A 17,160-nucleotide genomic window follows, 5' to 3' on the forward strand; every position below is an offset into this window, starting at 1 on the left:
CAGGCTTTACGCTGACGCTCGTACCGACGCTCGATGACTCGCTCTAAGCGAAGCTGTGCCGCAGGCTTTACGCTCCGCTAACGTAATTCGTAATTAAGAAACTCTTATTTAGTATGGGTTTCGGAGTTTGAATGTGTAGCCGAATTTTAGAGAATTGGTATTACAAAGTTGAGGCAGTGTGATGTTGGGGAGCCACTGCGTTAGACGGGTTTCCCGGCATCCGCGCAAGTGGCGTGGTTTCCCCCATGAACAACTGCCGTCAGAGCGCAGGTTTCCCCCTGGTGACTTGGCGCTAAATCCCCATTACAAAACTTAATTACGAATTACGAATTACGAATTATTTAGTGGTTTGTGGAAACAAACCCTCTTCCCCTACACCCCTTTTTTGGTTATGCACCGCGCTGGAGTGCTGACTCTACCTGCTGCAACTCTTTTTCTAAGCGAGTTTTGAGTTTTTGTGGTACGGGACGGTTGGGATAGGAACTGTAGTGTCCGGCTAGGGAATTGAGAGCTGTTCGCATGGTTGTAAAGGAGCTAAGACCAGAAACGGAGTTGACTCTTTGATAGCGAGCTGAAAAGTCATTAATTTTTTGACGCGCTTCTGCTTGAATTGCTGCTTTATTTGGCGAATCTTCTGACAAATCTAGCGCTTGTTTCATGGCATTGACTACGGTAAAGGTATCTTGGCGATAATCTCCCGTCAGACTATCCAGACTACCAGAACAACCCATTAAACCAATGGCTAAAACCAAAACCAGGGCAAGCAGACGCGACCAATAGCGCTTCATATGCATTAAGTGAAGAATACGTAAATCAACGTCCATCCTATCTTGGATTGGTATCTTGGGGATCAATTCAGTGGGGAGTTGGGAATTAAAGGGAGCAGGAGGAGAATAAATAATTACGAATTCCCCAATCCCTAGCCTCTTTCTCGATATCCACCAGCGTAGTTAATCACACACATCGTTTTGTATTTTTTGTGAGTTCCGCAAGCAACACCAGTAACTTTGAAAGCACCATTAAAAATATTTTTTCTGTGACCGCGATCGCGCACACCATCATCAATAATTAACTGCATGACAATATCTTGGGCGGTATCTGGCCCATAGCTAATATTTTCAGCGGCGGTTACTTGCCAAGCACCATAACGATTTATCCGAGCAAAAGGGCTACTACCATCACTGCCATTGTGCCCTGTGGTACCTTTTGTCCCTTGGTCTTTAACATGGTCTTCAGCAGCCAGAGACATCCCCTTGGATGCACTTAATGCTCCCACAGGACGCGCTGATGTGAGAAATGTCAGTGCCTCATCAACTGCCCTTACACCTTCCTGAGTTTGCAAATAAGTAGTATCAGAAATTTTGACTCGACTACCTTGGAAGCGCTTCTTATAATTTTCAATAATTGGAATATATGATTGAGGGTTTATTCGTACTTTATTAGTTTCATTAATCACTTGTTGTTCTAAGTTTGAAAGATAACTTGCCTTTGCCAACACAGGCGGGCTAGTTTCTTGAACAACATTTGAAGTATTTTTTGTTACAGATGGACTGTGAGATTGTATTACCTTATTAGAGCAGCCAAATATCATACTAACAGGCAAAAAGATCCAAAATTTGATGCGACGCATTGATAACCTCACGATTTGTTCTACGGTTTTGTGAATTAGATACACCGCAGGACTAAAGAAATACGAATTTTTAACGCAGAATTTAGCCAAGAAAAACACAAAGTAGTACAGCAGGACTACAGATAACCCTGCGCTTCTCTTTGTTCCTGGAGCGTTTCAATTGTATCACTTAATACCTGTTTTCACCTTGCCAACACAAAAACGTAAATCACAATTTTTGGTCATTAGTAACAAAAACTAGCGTTATGATAAATAATTCAAAATTTAAAACAGTTTCATTCGGGATATAAATCCCCATCTGAAAGTGAGCTACGTATAGACTTAGGGGTCTTAAACCCTTTAATTTACGATAAATAATTCGTAATAACAAAATAATTAAAAATTCAAAACTAAGAACATGAGGAGTGATGAAGATTTCTCATCTTCACTCCTCATCAGCTACTCCTTACACTTGTCTATAAGTACAGCAGTTCAATAGTAAACTCAACCTCTAACTAAAGATGCACATTATTGTTAACTTATAGTGTATACCTATATACGTGTAGGTACAGCAAGGAACAGGGAGCGGGGAACAGGAGAGAAAGTCTTTTGTTCGATGAATTTGTTCTTAAAGTTTGTACTTTATTTACCTGTAAGCTGCTGTAAATTAAATTCAACAAAATTCGTGAAAAAATGTTTATTAGACAAGTTAATTCAGGAAGAAAGGGAAGATTTTCTATTTTGTCTTTTCTTCCCTTTGACTTACTGATAATTTTGCGATCGCGCGAGTCCTAGAGTTATATTACCTGTATTAGCTCATTGATAAGCTAACCAATTTCCAAAAAGAGATAAAGGTTTAAAGAAAAGTTTTGGACGAATATAATTCGCTACTACACAAAGCTTAGTTCACCTCCGTGGAAAACACGGAAAATCAAGGTTTTGAAACCCACGGAGGTGGTTTTTATCTATGTAGCCAAGCCAGTGCGTTGGGCGGCTTTGCCGACTTGAAGCAACTGGCGCACGATTTATAATCGTCGGGGCTAGTATTAATTTAGACTTTTCAAACGACCTCTTAGTGAGTAACTTATTTTCCCTATTCCTTGTTCCCTTTCATTTGGCATTAGCTAATATACTTTCAATATCAGATAGCTGTATCACACCTGAGAAAGTCGGATTACTCATCATAAAAAAAGGTGTACTAGAAACCCCCAATTTCTCAGCTAACTGGATATCTTTCTCAATCGCGGGAGTTGCGAGAGTGCGTTCGCGTTTAAACTTACCTAAATCCAGGTTGAGGTTTTTAGCAATATCTAGATATAACACCTCACCCAGTTGCTTTTGATTAGTAAACAAGGAATCATGATATTCCCAAAACTTTCCCTGTTGTTGGGCAGCCCAAGCCGCTGTTGCAGCTGGCAACGCTTCAGCATGAATTGAAGTTAAGGGTAAATTTTTATAACCTAGTGTCAACTTATCTTGATACTTTGCTAACAGCAGTTTCAAATCTTCATGTGCTTTAGCGCAGTATGGACATTGAAAATCAGAAAATTCAATCAGCACAGTTTGTAACTTAGCTGAACCCGTAACTGGAGACTCACCAATCACCGTTTTAGGATTAGTTTTTAATTCCTGTAAAAATGCTTGCCGTACTTGCTTTAATTGCTGTTGTTGTCGTTGCTGATATGCTTGAACAGATTCGATAATTACTTCTGGATGTTCGCGGATAATTTGTAATACTTGCTGTTCTAGTTTTGGATCGATTTTACTAGCCGCTTGTGCAGGAAATGACCATACTAAAACTAAACATACTAAACCTGTTATTACCCAGGTTTTTATCCAATCGAAGAATTTGTTCATATTATGACTGTTGGAAACGGAATAATAAGTTAAACACTGCACCAGCGGCGGCTTCCTCTCCTCGGAAGTCATCAAATGCAGTTAATTGGAACAGTTGACGAGTAATTTTGATTCCTGCAACCAGTTTTCGCAAATCGGATTCACCGTCTTTTGTGAGGCGGTTGGCAAAAAACAATACAGCTCGCCGAGCCTGTACCAATCACAATATAATCGTATTCAGCCATAAGATTCTCCTGATTAATTACGAAGTTTGTAGAATCATACTGTTTTTAGCGATCGCTAAAAACAAACCTACTTTAAACTTATGTCATTACTTCTGTTGGCGTCAGCCCTAACGATAAGTCTTCAAGCGAACATGATATGAATCAGATTATGTTTAAAAAATTAGCAGCAGGAATTGGTTTTGGGATACTATTTGCTGTAAACCCTATAGCTATAGGTGAGAATCACAGTTCAAACTACCCTAGCAATTTTCTTGATAAGTCGAGCAAAAAATTAATTGATTCGTCTAAAAATTCCATAGGTGGAATTAAACTAGGTATGAAAGAAAAGGATATTATTAAAAAATTGGGTAAACCGAAAAGTCGAACTATAACATATGGTAAATTTTGTGATTTTGACTTATATACTACTACTTGGAAATTCAACGGCTTAGAAATTGAAGGACTTTCAACTTCTAGTAACCCAAGCAAAAGTGAAGTGCATCAAATCACTACTACTAGTTCGTCTTATCCCACTGAGAAAGGGGTAAAGGTTAGCGATCGCATAACTACGGCTCTCAAAGCATACTCAACGTTTTTATCAACACATGAGTATACCTCAACATTATCAACAAGCGAGCTTCTATCAAAAATTGATAGTGAAAATGGTTTAGTATATCCAAATGATGCTTATGGTGGTTTATTCTTTTCTATTAATAAACAAAAGGGCATTAAAGAAATTAGATTAGTGAAAGGTGCTTGTTGAAAAATAGCAGAGATCTGGCGATGACTGAAACTACTAATTCACATTTGAGTACGATAAATTGGCAGCTTTAACCACTCACTGAGTTCATAAGCTAACCACTCAAGTTCGGCTGGAGAGAGTGAACCATCTTCCCCTAGTTGATATTTTTGCTGTCCTGCCCAAATTCTCAGAAAACCATCTGAGTTATCGCTGTTACTGTAATACTCTATGGCGCTAATGCCCATTCTCAGGCTAGGGGGTGGATCTTTTTTGGATGCAGATGTCAGGTTAATTTGCTGATTATCAATATGAAGCTGGGTATAGTTATTGCTATTCTGGCTCGAATCTTGGGGAATTAAAATATCAATCCAACTCGGTCTTTTGAGTAAGACAATTTTGCTGTCAATCGGTTTTTCAATGGAAATTTGAGATGGTATAACCTTTGGTAATCCCTTCCGAAATAGAGCTGTGGGCAACGATAAATGCTGCATAGTTTCTTGAGTGGGCAAATTTAACCACTTTCCCAGTTCAGAGGCTAACCACTGCAACTCTTGAGGAGAAAGCAAAGAGTTACTATCTAATTTATACTGTTTATCTGCCCAAATAATTAATGAGTGGTAGCCTTCACTATTTCGGTACTCTAAGCTAGTGATTGTTTGCCGAGGGCTAGAAATTGCAGTTTTAGGTTTGTCTTGTTCATAAAGGCAAAGGGTAATCTGATACTGATCAATCCTGAGAGTATTTAATTTAGTTAAAGGTCGTCTGAAAATACTTAAAATAATTCGCTCTAAGTAGGAGCCACTTATCCATAGCAGCAGGAGAGAAACTGATAAAACTGGGTTGAAAAAAGCAAGAATTAAACCTACACCAAACCAGACAGCAACGTTTTTGAATAATGGTGATAGTGTATAAATTCGTTGAGTTCGTGTCTGAGGAAATTGAATGGTTAGTAAATTTGCTGTTGTTGATAGTTTAACTGGGCTGCCATGAGGTTTAGCGATCGCAATCGGTGCAACTTCTACCCCAGGTTTTTCAATGTATACTTGTTGACCTGTGGATAAGCGATCTAAACTTCGCAGTGCTGCTTCTGCCGATGCAAACCGCTCATCTAAACCCGGTTCTACTAATCGTGCTAACCACTGCGTTAATTCAGAACTGAGATTAGTCAAGGGCTTGAATTGTAACCTCAGTTGTTTTTGAGGAATATCGGCAGGGTGCTTTCCTGTTGCCATATAAATTAGCGTTGCACCTAACCCGTATAAATCCGATGCAGGATTAGCACGCCCACCAAATTGTTCTGGGGGCATGTAGCCATAAGTACCAACAATTGTAATCGTTCCGCTTTCCCTGGCTGCTAATGTCTGCACAGAACCAAAATCCACCAAGTACACATCGCCAATCGAATGTCCAGAACGATTTTTCAGGAGAATGTTACTCGGTTTGATATCTCGGTGAATGACGGGTGGTTGGCGACCGTGTAGATAGATCAGAATTTCCAGAAGCGATGTGGCAAGTTGTTTGACATCCAGTTCGCTAAATGTCCGCCCTGCTTTTAAGCACGCTTCTAAAGATTCTCCTTCTATATAGCTTTGCACTAATGCAAAGTTATGAGTGTTGGCTGAAGCTAGGTCAAAGAAATCTAGATATTGCGGAATGGCTGGATGGGAAAGTGTACGTAATGTTTCTGCTTCGCGCTCAAATAATTTTAGGTCATCCCAAACGAATTCTTGGCTAAAACTGAGTAATTTCACAACTACCAGATTTTGAGTTTGTCGATCCCATGCTAACAGCGCTTGTCGTCCAGCTTTTTTACCCAATTGCCGACGAATTTCGTAGCGGTCTACTAGTAAGTGACCTATCATCGCTAACCCCTTACGTAGAATAGTTCACTCTAGAAATACTAACGCTGTTGCTAATAATTCTGGAGCGTCCTAACTAGGGATGCGATCGCAATCACTATAAAATTACAGCTTTCTGTAGAGATAAATATTGATTATTTTGAGCAAATCTATAGTATATTTACATAAATTCAGTAAAATTTTTAACTAGTAATATTTGTATCAAGTTATATTTAAAAAATTAGCAGTAGCAATTGGTTTTGGGATATTACTGGTTGTAAATCCTACAGCCACAGGTGAGAACAGCAATCTTCTTGATAAGTCCAGCAAGAAAGAAATTGATGTATCTAAGATATCCATAGGTGGTATTAAGTTGGGTATGAAAGAGAAGGAAATTATCAAAAAATTAGGTAGGCCGAAAAGTCGAACTACAAAGTACGATGATGTTTGTTATAGCTCCTATATTACTACTTGGAAATACAATGAATTAGAAATAGAAGGTCTTTCAACTTCTAATAATGTAAGTCAAAGTGAAGTACATTTAATTAAAACTTCTAGTTCGCATCATCCCACTGATAAAGGGATAAAGGTAGGCGATCGCATAGGTAAAGCCCAAAAAACATACTCTGCGTTTTTATCAAGAAATGATACTAAAAACTATTTAGCATATCCCAACGATGCTTTTGGTGGTTTAGTATTTTCTATTAGCAAACAGGGGGTAATTAGAGAAATTCAATTACTAGGAGCATCCTGTTAATATACATTAGACTTCTTGCTAAAGTCATGCTTAATATTAGAGCCGACCGCCTAGAATGCTTAGCGGCGGCTCAACTTAATTGTTAGGCTTCGATAACTACTCTCAAGTTGCCGCGTTTTTTTGCAACGCGACAAGCAGTAGTGCTACCGGAACGTTCAAATTCTAAATCGAGGATGGTAGGGCCTACTCGCAAATTATGGAAGGACAGACGATTGATTGACTCTGGTAAAGCCGGATCAATGATTCGTAAGCAATTATTTTGAGCATCAGGCACTAAATTGACCATCATTTGCAGTAATTGAAATATACTACCCGTTGCCCAAGCTTGCGGAGTACAAGCAACAGGATACTGCACAGGGGCATTATCACCGTTACGTTCGTAACCACAGAAAAGTTCGGGAGGGCGTTGATAGGATTGCTGACAAGTCATGTCAAATAAGCCTTGGAAAAGTTCTAGGGCTTGGTCGATTAAACCAAGCGATCGCAATCCCATGGCAATCAATGCGTTATCATGCGGCCAAACTGAACCAATGTGATAACCCATCGGATTATAAGCTGGTGACAAACTACTTAAGGTACGAATTCCCCAACCATTAAACATATCTGGGGCGCGTAATCTTTCCGCTACACTATAGGCTCTTTCGGGTGTAAAAATGCCCAGATGTAAGCAATGACCAGGATTTGAGGTAATGCTGTCTACTTGTTTACCGTCTCCATCCAAAGCTAAAGCGCAAAAATCTTGGTCTTCTATCCAAAAATCCCTGTTAAAACGCACCTTCAGGTTTCTGGCCTCTTCTTGCCAACGGTCTGCTAAATCAAGTCGCTTCTTCATCTTGGCAATTTCTGCTAGGCGCGTTTTTGCCGAATAGACGTAGGCTTGCACCTCACAAAGGGCAATTGGGCCGTTGGCTAGTTCTCCTTTGCGGTCTACAATACAGTCACCAGAGTCTTTCCACCCTTGATTGTCTAAACCGCGTTTAGATTTGCGGTAGTAGCTTAAATAGCTGGTTTGTTTGGTATGACGATCAATCCACTCCATAGCCGCTAGGGCATTGGGCCAAAGTTGTTCTAGGGTTTCTTGGTCGTGAGTCCAAGCGTAGTATTCGGCATACAACATCAACCACAGGGGAGTGGCATCAACTGTACCGTAGTAAGGTGTATGGGGGATTTCTTGACACCGAGCCATTTCCCCTAAGCGCAACTCGTGTAAAATTTTACCCGGTTCTTCTTCGCGCCATTCATCATCGATTTTCCCTTGATGTAAGGCTAATAAAGTTAGAGTTTCTTTCGCAATTTGCGAGTTTAACATCAGAGTTTGGGAAGCTGTAATCAGCGAATCTCGACCAAATAGTGTAGAAAACCAAGGCACTCCAGCAGAAACAGTTTTATATTTACCAAAAGACTGACGCAATAAATACATATCTTGCTCAGCCCTTTCAATTGCTCGATTGAAGGTGCTTTTGTCTGAGCTGATTCGGGTAATTTGTTGTACCCAGTTTTGCTCTTCCATCCATTCTGCGGCTTTTGCTTGTCCTAAAGTGGTAGCTGCACTCACGGTGGAACTAGACTTGTTGTTGGTCAACATATTTACCCGATAGCCTAGCTTTTGCGTTTCGTGAGAAGCTAACTCTAGCTGCCAAACCGCAGTGTAACCCCTAAAATGGTTTGGTTGGCAATGCTGGAATTGGATACGGGATTCCATCACCGCCCCATCTAAACCTTGATATGCAAGAGTTAAAGATGTTTCTGTAACAGAGTGTGGTTGACTCTGAATAGGTATAAGTCCATCAGCTGTAGGCGATACTTCTTCTGGTGTTGGTTCCACCAAACGCAAAAGCCGGCCCCGTTTGTCTCTGCTATAGCCCCGAACTTCAAATAAATCTACAAAATCGGCATCAAAGCTGATGCTGAGTTCTAAACTGACGGTAGTTGTGCTATAGTTTGTGATTTCTATTTCTTCAAATAGTGCCCCATTGAGGACAATTTCGCGGCGGATTCCTACAGTATCGGCTTTGAGGCGGTCTTCAATTCTGGGGTTGGTACACAAAACTGACAACGCAAAACCTTTTTGGGCAGTACTACTGAGAAGTATAGGCGATCGCCCCTCAATCTGTAACTCTAAGCGACTGAGAAACCGCGTATCGCTACAAAACAGTCCCATGCTGGGGTTGCCATCATTCAGGGAACAGCCAGAAATGTTCCCCATCGGATCTGTCACCAAGAATAAATCATCATCTTTTACCGTCAGAGTTGGCTGTGGTCTTTCACTGACAACACAAGGCCATTCCGGGATTGGTAGTTGTTCTGCTGGAATAAAAGTCTTTCCGTCCAAAAAAATTTTTTCCGGGGTCATCAGTGTATCCGGTGTCATTAGCCAAGGTTCCTGTTTGGGCAATAGGGACTGGGGATTGGGGACTGGGGATTGGGGACTGGGGATTGGGGACTGGGGACTGGGGATTGGGGACGCGGGGACGCGGGGACTGAATAATGATCTTTCTCCCTCATCTCCCTCATCCCCCTCATCCCCCTCATCTCCCTCATCTCCCTCATCCCCCACATCTGAGTCATTCTAGCCAAAATAATGCTTACATAACTGCTGGCAAAAAAGCAGTGAGCAAATTAAAGTTATCTCACTCATGAGAAAATCTTATGTATTTGTGTTGATGAGTTGACAGTTAAGGCTGATATTTTGGTATTTGATTAGACAAATTTATGATATTTAATAATCCTTGAAAGAGGATTGGGAAATAGGGAATAGGAACTGGGGAGGCAGGGTGAGAAATACTACTAAGCTGTTCCACATATAACTTGCATAATTAGGGCGGGCAAGATGCCCACCCCACAAGAGTTTTATTTAATTTGATTATGTAATTTAGATGTTTTTTAGCTTAACACTCACTCCTGACTCAGCACTTCCCCAATCCCCAAGATGGAATTGCGATCGCATTTACTATTTCGGCGATCGCATTTGTTATTTCGGCGGCTACATTTGTTATTTCGGCGGCTACATTTGTTATTTCGGCGACTATATTTGCTATTTCGGCGATCGCATTTGTTATTTCGGCGACTATATTTGCTATTTCGGCGATCGCATTTGTTATTTCGGCGACTACATTTGCTATTTCGGCGATCGCATTTACTATTTCGGCGATGCCTGTGGCGGGCTACGCTAACGCATTTGCTGATTGCACTTATTATCAAACAACAAATCAATATAAAAAATGAGTAAAAACACAGACAACCTCGTAATTATTGCATTGAACTTTTAATGAAATAAATCCATAAAACTACCCATCTCAGGTAAAAAGATGTTCCACTATGTTGAAAAAGGAATTATTAAAAAAAGGATATCTGATGTCTTTAAAAACTCGTGGTTCTGCTGCTGTTAACAAAGCCCAACTTCGTCTTGCCTTGCTTAAATCCATTGATGAAAATCTGGATTTAGGACATGGGTTAACAATTGAAGCCTACAACCACCTAATCAACACTACCCGTGCTGTACTAGAAGCTCATAATACGCTGGTGTCCAATCTTGAAGAATCGCGTAAAACAATCACCCAGATGGATAAAGCCCTTTCCGAAATGTCTGAACGAATGCTAAGTGGAGTTGCAACTGTCTACGGCAGAAACAGTATAGAGTATTCCAAGGCTGGCGGCTCTAATCGAAAACGAAGTAAACAATCTAGTTCAAAAGTTACTCCAGTTGTAGCGGTTCTTACTACTCAACCTACTCAAGCTGCAATTGCAAATGCGTCAACTAACGGTAATGGCACAACTCCTTTGCTGCAATAATCAACTTTTTGGCTCATACACCTACTATGCGAGTTCCTATGGTCATTGCTGGGACAGATATTCCTTAGACTTCTTGCATAAATATTTTTTGTCGGGCTAAGCTGTTCCACATATAACTTGCATAATTAGAGCGGGCAAGATGCCCACTCCACAAGAGTTTTATTTAATTTGATTATGTAATTTAGATGTTTTTTAGCTTACGCCCCGCTTCGCTAACACGCAGAGGCGCAAAGAAGGACTTTTGCAAGAGGTTTATTGACCAATTTTGCTTCGGAAAAATTACGGGGGGCGATCGCTAATTTACCAAATACAAGACGCGATTGATCGGATCTCGATAATGTGATTAAAATTACTCGCGGTGCTGTACTCAAGAGTAAAATACACCCCACTGCCTATCTTCCCCTGTCCCCTTTATTTGTAGATTCTTTGCGAAGGCTACCTCATGGCAAAATTGGTCGAAAATATATATTGGGCGTAATAGCCTATTATTTTGAAATATCACAATACCAATCAATGGATAAAAAACTTAGGTAAAGAATAAAGTAACTGTGACAAATGGCTTAAGCACATCGGGACACAAAATACAAATGAAATATCCCAAATGTGTAAATCAAGCTGCACCTGTCACTCCTAGATGGTAAAAATGTGCTATGCCTGCCTTGGCAAAAATGCTTTTTAGCATTCTTTACATATTGCAACTGTCAATTTAACTTGAAAGTCCGTTGTAATTTGTACAATGCAGCTGTGACGTGGATATTTTCCAGTTTGGGCATTTAATAATATTCATGAGCATTTCGACTTCCGTGTTGAGTGATCTGCTAAAGACTCTCCCTCACCTACGGCCCCAGCTATATTTTAAGGCTTCTTTAACGGCGCTCTCCCATGCGATGGAAGACCAAGTTTTGGCTGCGACTCTAGTCCAGCCTTTAGTGATTGCTAGCTTCCAACGAGAGCGATTCTATCGCCAAGAAGCCCATCGCTATCAGCGTCTGTCTCAGAGAAGTGATCAAATATACGTATTATCTGCACCAGAAACAGATTTTACCAATAGCTCAGAATACTATGAAAAAGTAGCTTTTGAGCCAGAGGATGCTTTAAGTCAAGAATGGCATTTAGTAGTCATCGCGCATAATTATGCTACTTGTTTAGTCTGCCGAGAAAGTCTTGGCTCCATTGCTAAAAATAAGCAACTACCAGAGCTAAGTCCCAGCCTGGATATGGATACAGCGCGAAGATTTGAAGGAATTTGGACTTCAGAGAGGGGCGTTAGTATCAAAGCAGCTCAATTGCTACTAGACAGGATTTTGGTCTATAGACCAGATTTAACAGGCAAAATTGCCCAAGCACGCCAGAGATTTGGCATTGGGGAACAAGGAAGTAAATCTGGGGCAGTGCAAATCAACGAGTATGCTTGTGATATCGATACTGACCCCTTTGTGCAGCGTTTAGTCACTTATCTGCAAGCAAGTCAATACAAATTACACAAAGCTTATCGTTCGATCGCAGCCCAAGCACGTAAAGAGCGTTTAGTCAACTCAATTAGTACCGCAATTCGGCGATCGCTCGATCCTCACGAAGTTCTCCAAGTCGCAGCGCAAGAATTAGGGCAACATCTAGAAGCTTGTCGCTGTCTAATTTACCGCGCTCAAGTCACAGATAGCCAAGCCATCATCGAACACGAGTTTCTCACCCCCGGTGTAGTATCCGTTTGCGGGCAAACTTGGGAGTTAGAGCAAAATCCTCTATTTCGAGAAATCGTCAAAGAAGACGAAGGCGTTTGTGTTAGCGATACAATGACCGACCCCCGCGTTACTAATTCGGCGGGACTGTCTTTGATTGCTAAAAAATTTGCCATTCGCTCTTGGCTGATAGAACCAGTATTCTTTCAAGGGCGATTGTTAGGTATAGTAGAGTTACACTACTGTAGTCTGCCACCCCATGATTGGCAGCCTGGAGAATTAGATTTGGTAGAAGCGATCGCCACTCACGTAGGTGCAGCCCTCATCCAAGCTGAAGCTTACGCCAACTTAGAAGAACTTAACAAGCAATTAGAAGCTCTAGACCGCACCCGCAGCAATCTAATTGCCATCACTGGACACGAACTCCGCACCCCCCTATCCACAATTCAAGTGTGCTTAGAAAGTCTTGCCAGTGAGCCAGATATGCCTCTAGAGTTGCAGCAAGTGATGATTAACACAGCACTTTCCGACTCAGAACGGATGCGGAAACTAGTGCAAGATTTCCTGACACTTTCCAACCTCGAAAGCGGTCGGGTAGAATGGCATCCAGAATCTCTCAGCTTACAAGAGTGTGTGGATTTAGCACTTAGCCGCACCCGCACCCGTTCCTCAACAACAGAAAAACCCCCCCAAATCAAAACTCAAATTACTCAAAACTTACCCCTAGTGAAAGCTGATGGCGATTGGTTAGTAGAAGTACTGGCAAAACTCATAGACAACGCATATAAATTTACGCCATCAGCCGGAGAAATTACTATTAAAGCTACTCGTAACAGCAATCAAATGGTTGAGGTGACAGTAGCCGATACCGGACGTGGCATAGAACCTAATCGTCTAGAAGTAGTTTTTGACCGCTTTTATCAAGAAGAGGGAGCGCTACGCCGTACCGCTGGTGGTACAGGATTGGGTTTGGCAATTTGCCGCCAAATTGTCAATGGCTGGGGTGGTCAAATTTGGGCAGAATCAAAAGGCAAAGACCAAGGTAGCCAGTTTCACTTTACCGTTCCCATCGTCCAGGGGAGCAAAGAGGAAAAGCGCTCAAGAGTTAAGAGTCGCTAGGAATGGACAGGGGGAGATAGGGGACGCGGAGAATAATCAATAGACCTCTTGCAAAAGTCGGATACTCGCCAGAAAATAAATTTTCTGGCTGATAACTCAAGTCGGTTTCAACCGACTAATAACAGTATTTTTAGTCCGTTTCAACGGACTTTTGCTATTAGGCAGAGACTTGAGTCTCTGACGGTTCAAGTATTTTTGCAAGAAGTCTAATGACAATTCCCCAGTACCCCCATTCCCTGCTCCCTGTTCCCTTCTACTAAAAACTGTTACAGTCTATGACGCGATCGCAATATGACCCTGGTCGCAGTGTTACGATGCCCTAAAAACGTTGAGAGAGTACTTATGGCAGAAACACTTTCTGGACAAACGCCGTTGTTCGCTGGCAGCACTGGTGGCTTGCTAACAAAAGCAAAAGTAGAAGAAGTGTACGCAATCACCTGGAATAGCCCAAAACAGCAAGTTTTTGAATTGCCTACAGGCGGTGCTGCTACCATGCTGCAAGGTGACAACTTGCTGTATATAGCTCGCAAAGAATATGGTATTGCTTTGGGTGGTCAACTCCGGAAATTCAAAATCACAAACTACAAAATTTACCGGATTCTACCCAACGGAGAAACTACCGCAATTCACCCAGCTGATGGTGTCTTCCCAGAAAAAGTGAACGAAGGTCGCGACAAAGTACGCTATGTAGACCGCCGCATTGGACAAAACCCCAGTCCAGTTAAACTTAAGTTTAGCGGTGTTGCTACCTACGATGCTCCCTAACTAGCGGCTCATCTAAAAAGGGAACAGGGAATAGGGAATAGGGAACAGTTTTTCTGTCTGACAAAGTTCTGAGTGGAGATTTCCTCCACTCAACGCTAGTGGCGCTCCTGTGTCGCTAACGCTAACTTTCAAGTCGAGAAACTTGCCCTATTTCCTATTCCCTATTCAGGGAAAGTGGTATTTTTTAGCTAAAGTATAAAAATATACCTAAAAATCCTGTTCCCCTTCTCCTGTCGGAGACGCTGCGCGAACGGGTGATGCTCCTAACGTCGCTAACGCTGCGCTAACGCCACTTTGCCAGACGCTCGATGACTCGCTCTAAGCGAAGCTATGCCGCAGGCTTTACGCTGCGCTATCGTGACGGAGACCGCCAAGACGGCAAGTAGACTCACCTGTTGCCCGTTCCCTATTCCTTCTTTAAATGCCTTAATGATTTTTCCTAATTTTTCTGAATTTTCTACTCTAGTCCAGCAAGGTAATTTTGTTCCTGTATATCAGGAATGGGTCGCTGACTTAGATACACCAGTATCTGCTTGGTATAAAGTATGTGCAGATCAGCCCTACAGCTTTTTGTTGGAATCGGTGGAAGGTGGAGAAAAACTAGGACGCTATAGTTTAGTGGGTTGTGATCCGCTATGGATTTTGGAGGCTAGAGGCGATAAGACTACTCAGATACACCGCGATGGTTCTCAGGTGGTTTTTACAGGCGACCCTTTTATCGCTCTCACCAACTGTTTAGCAGATTATCATCCAGTCAAGTTACCACAGCTACCCGCCGGAATTGGTGGATTATTTGGGTTTTGGGGCTACGAATTGATTCGCTGGATAGAACCGCGTGTACCAATTCATCCACCAGAGCAGAGAAATATTCCTGATGGGTTGTGGATGCAAGTAGACCATCTGTTGATTTTTGATCAGGTAAAACGTAAGATTTGGGCGATCGCCTACGCTGATTTACGTCATATAGAAACAAGCAGTAGCACATTGATAGAATCGGCATATCAAAAAGCGTGCGATCGTGTTAACCAAATGGTTAGCAAGCTATCATTGCCCCTATCACCGCAAAAAACCATATTTGAATGGACATTCCCAGGAAATAAAACAGCAGATCAAGCACAAGAATACACTAGCAACTTTACTCAGCCAGATTTTTGTGCCAGCGTCCAAAAAGCCAAGGAATATATTAGAGCGGGAGATATTTTCCAAGTTGTAATTTCTCAGCAACTCTCAACAGAATATACAGGCGAACCCTTTGCTCTTTATCGTTCCCTACGTCAGATTAATCCTTCGCCTTACATGGCTTACTTTAACTTTCAAGACTGGCAAATTATTGGCTCCAGTCCAGAAGTAATGGTAAAAGCCGAACGAGATTTAGATGGTGAAACAATAGCAACACTACGCCCAATTGCCGGAACACGTCCACGGGGAAAAACAACCAAAGAAGATACAGATCTTGCTGAAGATTTACTCAAAGATCCCAAAGAAGTTGCTGAACACGTCATGCTCGTTGATTTAGGGCGAAATGACTTAGGGCGGGTTTGCGAAAGCGGTAGTGTCAAAGTCGATGAACTAATGGTAATTGAGCGTTATTCTCATGTCATGCACATTGTTAGCAACGTCGTTGGTAAACTAGCCAAGAACAAAACAGCATGGGATTTAATGAAAGCTTGCTTTCCAGCGGGTACAGTCAGCGGCGCACCCAAAATTCGTGCTATGGAAATTATTTATGAATTAGAACCTAGTCGCCGGGGTGTTTATTCAGGGGTATATGGATATTACGATTTTGAAGGACAATTAAATAGTGCTATAGCAATTCGCACCATGGTGTTGCGTAATAACACTGTGAATGTCCAAGCTGGTGCAGGCTTAGTAGCTGATTCCGAGCCAGAGAAAGAATATGAAGAGACACTAAATAAAGCCAAAGGATTGTTAGAAGCAATTCGCTGCTTACGTAATTCGTAATGACGCTCCTACGGATGCTCGTACCGACGCTCGTTCCTCGCTACCGCTGCGCTAATGCTATCGCTGTGAAGTGCGTAATTCGTAATTCAAAAATAAAACCTCCTCCTGCCCCCATTCTCCGTGGGCTTCTCTGCGAGACGCTACGCGTAGCTTGCTGAAGCAAAGGGGTACAACTTGACTCAGCCCACTCCCCACTCCTATCTACTTGAGGTGACAACAAAAATGGAATTTGATTTTATTACTGCTTTAGGAATATCAGCAGGAGTACTAACCACCATTGCGTATCTACCTCAACTCATCAAAACTTGGAAATCAAAATCAGCTGATGACCTTTCTTGGAGTATGCTGATTGTTTTGTGTACAGGCATTATTTTATGGCTGATATATGGTTTTTCTGTTCAAGATTTGCCGATTATTGGTGCTAATATTGTTACCTTAATTTTTGCTTCTATCATTTTGATATTGAAGATCAAATACAAAAACCAAGAATAGCTGTAGCGATTCATTTAACAAGTTCCGTAGGTTTACAGCACTTTGCAAGTAAATGAAGTACACATCTTAAATATGATAAATCTTGTGGGGTGGGCATCCTGCCCGCCCTTGTGTACTTCATTCAGATGAAATGTGCTGTAAGTCCCCCGGTTCTATAATCGGCAAGTTTTGTGTTGGGGTCTTACAAAGTTGAGGCAGTGTGATCTTGGGGGTTTCCCCCATGAACAACTGCCGTCAGAGCGGAGGAAACCTCCGCTCTGACTTTGCGCTAAATCCCCATTACAAAGCTTAATTACGAATTACGAATTACGTTAGCGCAGCGTAAAGCCTGCGGCATAGCTTCGC

The 17,160-nt window shown here is 41.8% G+C and carries 14 protein-coding genes and 1 pseudogene; 9 read left to right on the top strand and 6 right to left on the bottom strand.

The window, feature by feature from the left end; translation table 11 throughout:
- Positions 1-389 precede the first annotated feature (389 nt).
- From psb27 to AC5JMF_RS20920, 4 genes are all read right to left on the bottom strand, one after another.
- The gene (gene psb27 / locus AC5JMF_RS20905; RefSeq protein WP_495797635.1) at positions 390-788 is read right to left on the bottom strand and encodes a photosystem II protein Psb27; all 399 of its coding nucleotides are present in this window, start codon (positions 786-788) and stop codon (positions 390-392) included.
- A 131-nt stretch (positions 789-919) separates the two neighbouring features.
- Positions 920-1,630, bottom strand: coding sequence for a CAP domain-containing protein (locus tag AC5JMF_RS20910; protein WP_495797636.1), 711 nt, complete (start codon positions 1,628-1,630; stop codon positions 920-922).
- Positions 1,631-2,719: 1,089 nt separating this feature from the next.
- Positions 2,720-3,466, bottom strand: coding sequence for a DsbA family protein (locus AC5JMF_RS20915; RefSeq protein ID WP_495797637.1), 747 nt, complete (start codon positions 3,464-3,466; stop codon positions 2,720-2,722).
- A 1-nt stretch (position 3,467) separates the two neighbouring features.
- Positions 3,468-3,665, bottom strand: a complete 198-nt coding sequence (locus tag AC5JMF_RS20920; protein WP_495797638.1) for a hypothetical protein — start codon at positions 3,663-3,665, stop codon at positions 3,468-3,470.
- Between the two features lie 161 nt (positions 3,666-3,826).
- Between AC5JMF_RS20920 and AC5JMF_RS20925 the strand changes: the two genes are divergently transcribed.
- On the top strand, positions 3,827-4,432 hold the full coding sequence (locus AC5JMF_RS20925) for a hypothetical protein (RefSeq protein ID WP_495797639.1): 606 nt from the start codon (positions 3,827-3,829) through the stop codon (positions 4,430-4,432).
- A gap of 1,045 nt (positions 4,433-5,477) precedes the next feature.
- Here AC5JMF_RS20925 and AC5JMF_RS20930 read toward each other — a convergent pair.
- Positions 5,478-6,273, bottom strand: a pseudogene (locus tag AC5JMF_RS20930) (serine/threonine protein kinase); the annotation flags it as partial.
- Between the two features lie 193 nt (positions 6,274-6,466).
- Between AC5JMF_RS20930 and AC5JMF_RS20935 the strand changes: the two are divergent.
- Positions 6,467-7,006, top strand: coding sequence for a hypothetical protein (locus AC5JMF_RS20935; RefSeq protein ID WP_495797640.1), 540 nt, complete (start codon positions 6,467-6,469; stop codon positions 7,004-7,006).
- A gap of 82 nt (positions 7,007-7,088) precedes the next feature.
- Here the strand turns inward: AC5JMF_RS20935 and AC5JMF_RS20940 are convergent, their stop codons facing one another.
- Positions 7,089-9,377 carry an amylo-alpha-1,6-glucosidase gene (locus AC5JMF_RS20940; protein WP_495797641.1) on the bottom strand — a complete coding sequence of 763 codons (2,289 nt, stop codon included), beginning with the start codon at positions 9,375-9,377 and terminating at the stop codon, positions 7,089-7,091.
- Positions 9,378-9,935: 558 nt separating this feature from the next.
- Between AC5JMF_RS20940 and AC5JMF_RS20945 the strand changes: the two genes are divergently transcribed.
- The 7 genes from AC5JMF_RS20945 (at position 9,936) to AC5JMF_RS20975 (ending at position 16,815) form a co-directional block, all read left to right on the top strand.
- The gene (locus AC5JMF_RS20945; RefSeq protein WP_495797642.1) at positions 9,936-10,235 is read left to right on the top strand and encodes a hypothetical protein; all 300 of its coding nucleotides are present in this window, start codon (positions 9,936-9,938) and stop codon (positions 10,233-10,235) included.
- Between the two features lie 125 nt (positions 10,236-10,360).
- Positions 10,361-10,798, top strand: a complete 438-nt coding sequence (locus tag AC5JMF_RS20950; RefSeq protein WP_495797643.1) for a hypothetical protein — start codon at positions 10,361-10,363, stop codon at positions 10,796-10,798.
- A gap of 785 nt (positions 10,799-11,583) precedes the next feature.
- Positions 11,584-13,596 carry a DICT sensory domain-containing protein gene (locus AC5JMF_RS20955; RefSeq protein ID WP_495797644.1) on the top strand — a complete coding sequence of 671 codons (2,013 nt, stop codon included), beginning with the start codon at positions 11,584-11,586 and terminating at the stop codon, positions 13,594-13,596.
- A gap of 48 nt (positions 13,597-13,644) precedes the next feature.
- Positions 13,645-13,806 carry a hypothetical protein gene (locus AC5JMF_RS20960; protein ID WP_495794220.1) on the top strand — a complete coding sequence of 54 codons (162 nt, stop codon included), beginning with the start codon at positions 13,645-13,647 and terminating at the stop codon, positions 13,804-13,806.
- 132 nt (positions 13,807-13,938) lie between these two features.
- Complete coding sequence (locus tag AC5JMF_RS20965; protein WP_495797645.1) at positions 13,939-14,361, top strand: photosystem I reaction center subunit II PsaD; 423 nt, start codon at positions 13,939-13,941, stop codon at positions 14,359-14,361.
- Positions 14,362-14,790: 429 nt separating this feature from the next.
- On the top strand, positions 14,791-16,323 hold the full coding sequence (gene trpE / locus AC5JMF_RS20970; protein WP_495797646.1) for an anthranilate synthase component I: 1,533 nt from the start codon (positions 14,791-14,793) through the stop codon (positions 16,321-16,323).
- A gap of 174 nt (positions 16,324-16,497) precedes the next feature.
- A complete protein-coding gene (locus AC5JMF_RS20975; protein WP_495797647.1) occupies positions 16,498-16,815 on the top strand; it encodes a SemiSWEET family sugar transporter in 318 nt (105 codons plus the stop codon).
- Positions 16,816-17,160 lie beyond the last annotated feature (345 nt).

This window comes from Desmonostoc vinosum, assembly GCF_059505385.1.

Bases quoted from the DNA above. Each gene is read 5' to 3' on its own strand.
- psb27 (WP_495797635.1), bottom strand. From the start codon at position 788: ATGAAGCGCTATTGGTCGCGTCTGCTTGCCCTGGTTTTGGTTTTAGCC.
- trpE (WP_495797646.1), top strand. From the start codon at position 14,791: ATGATTTTTCCTAATTTTTCTGAATTTTCTACTCTAGTCCAGCAAGGT.
- AC5JMF_RS20940 (WP_495797641.1), bottom strand. From the start codon at position 9,377: ATGACACCGGATACACTGATGACCCCGGAAAAAATTTTTTTGGACGGA.
- AC5JMF_RS20965 (WP_495797645.1), top strand. From the start codon at position 13,939: ATGGCAGAAACACTTTCTGGACAAACGCCGTTGTTCGCTGGCAGCACT.
- AC5JMF_RS20925 (WP_495797639.1), top strand. From the start codon at position 3,827: ATGAATCAGATTATGTTTAAAAAATTAGCAGCAGGAATTGGTTTTGGG.
- AC5JMF_RS20910 (WP_495797636.1), bottom strand. From the start codon at position 1,630: ATGCGTCGCATCAAATTTTGGATCTTTTTGCCTGTTAGTATGATATTT.
- AC5JMF_RS20915 (WP_495797637.1), bottom strand. From the start codon at position 3,466: ATGAACAAATTCTTCGATTGGATAAAAACCTGGGTAATAACAGGTTTA.
- AC5JMF_RS20955 (WP_495797644.1), top strand. From the start codon at position 11,584: ATGAGCATTTCGACTTCCGTGTTGAGTGATCTGCTAAAGACTCTCCCT.
- AC5JMF_RS20945 (WP_495797642.1), top strand. From the start codon at position 9,936: ATGGAATTGCGATCGCATTTACTATTTCGGCGATCGCATTTGTTATTT.
- AC5JMF_RS20950 (WP_495797643.1), top strand. From the start codon at position 10,361: ATGTCTTTAAAAACTCGTGGTTCTGCTGCTGTTAACAAAGCCCAACTT.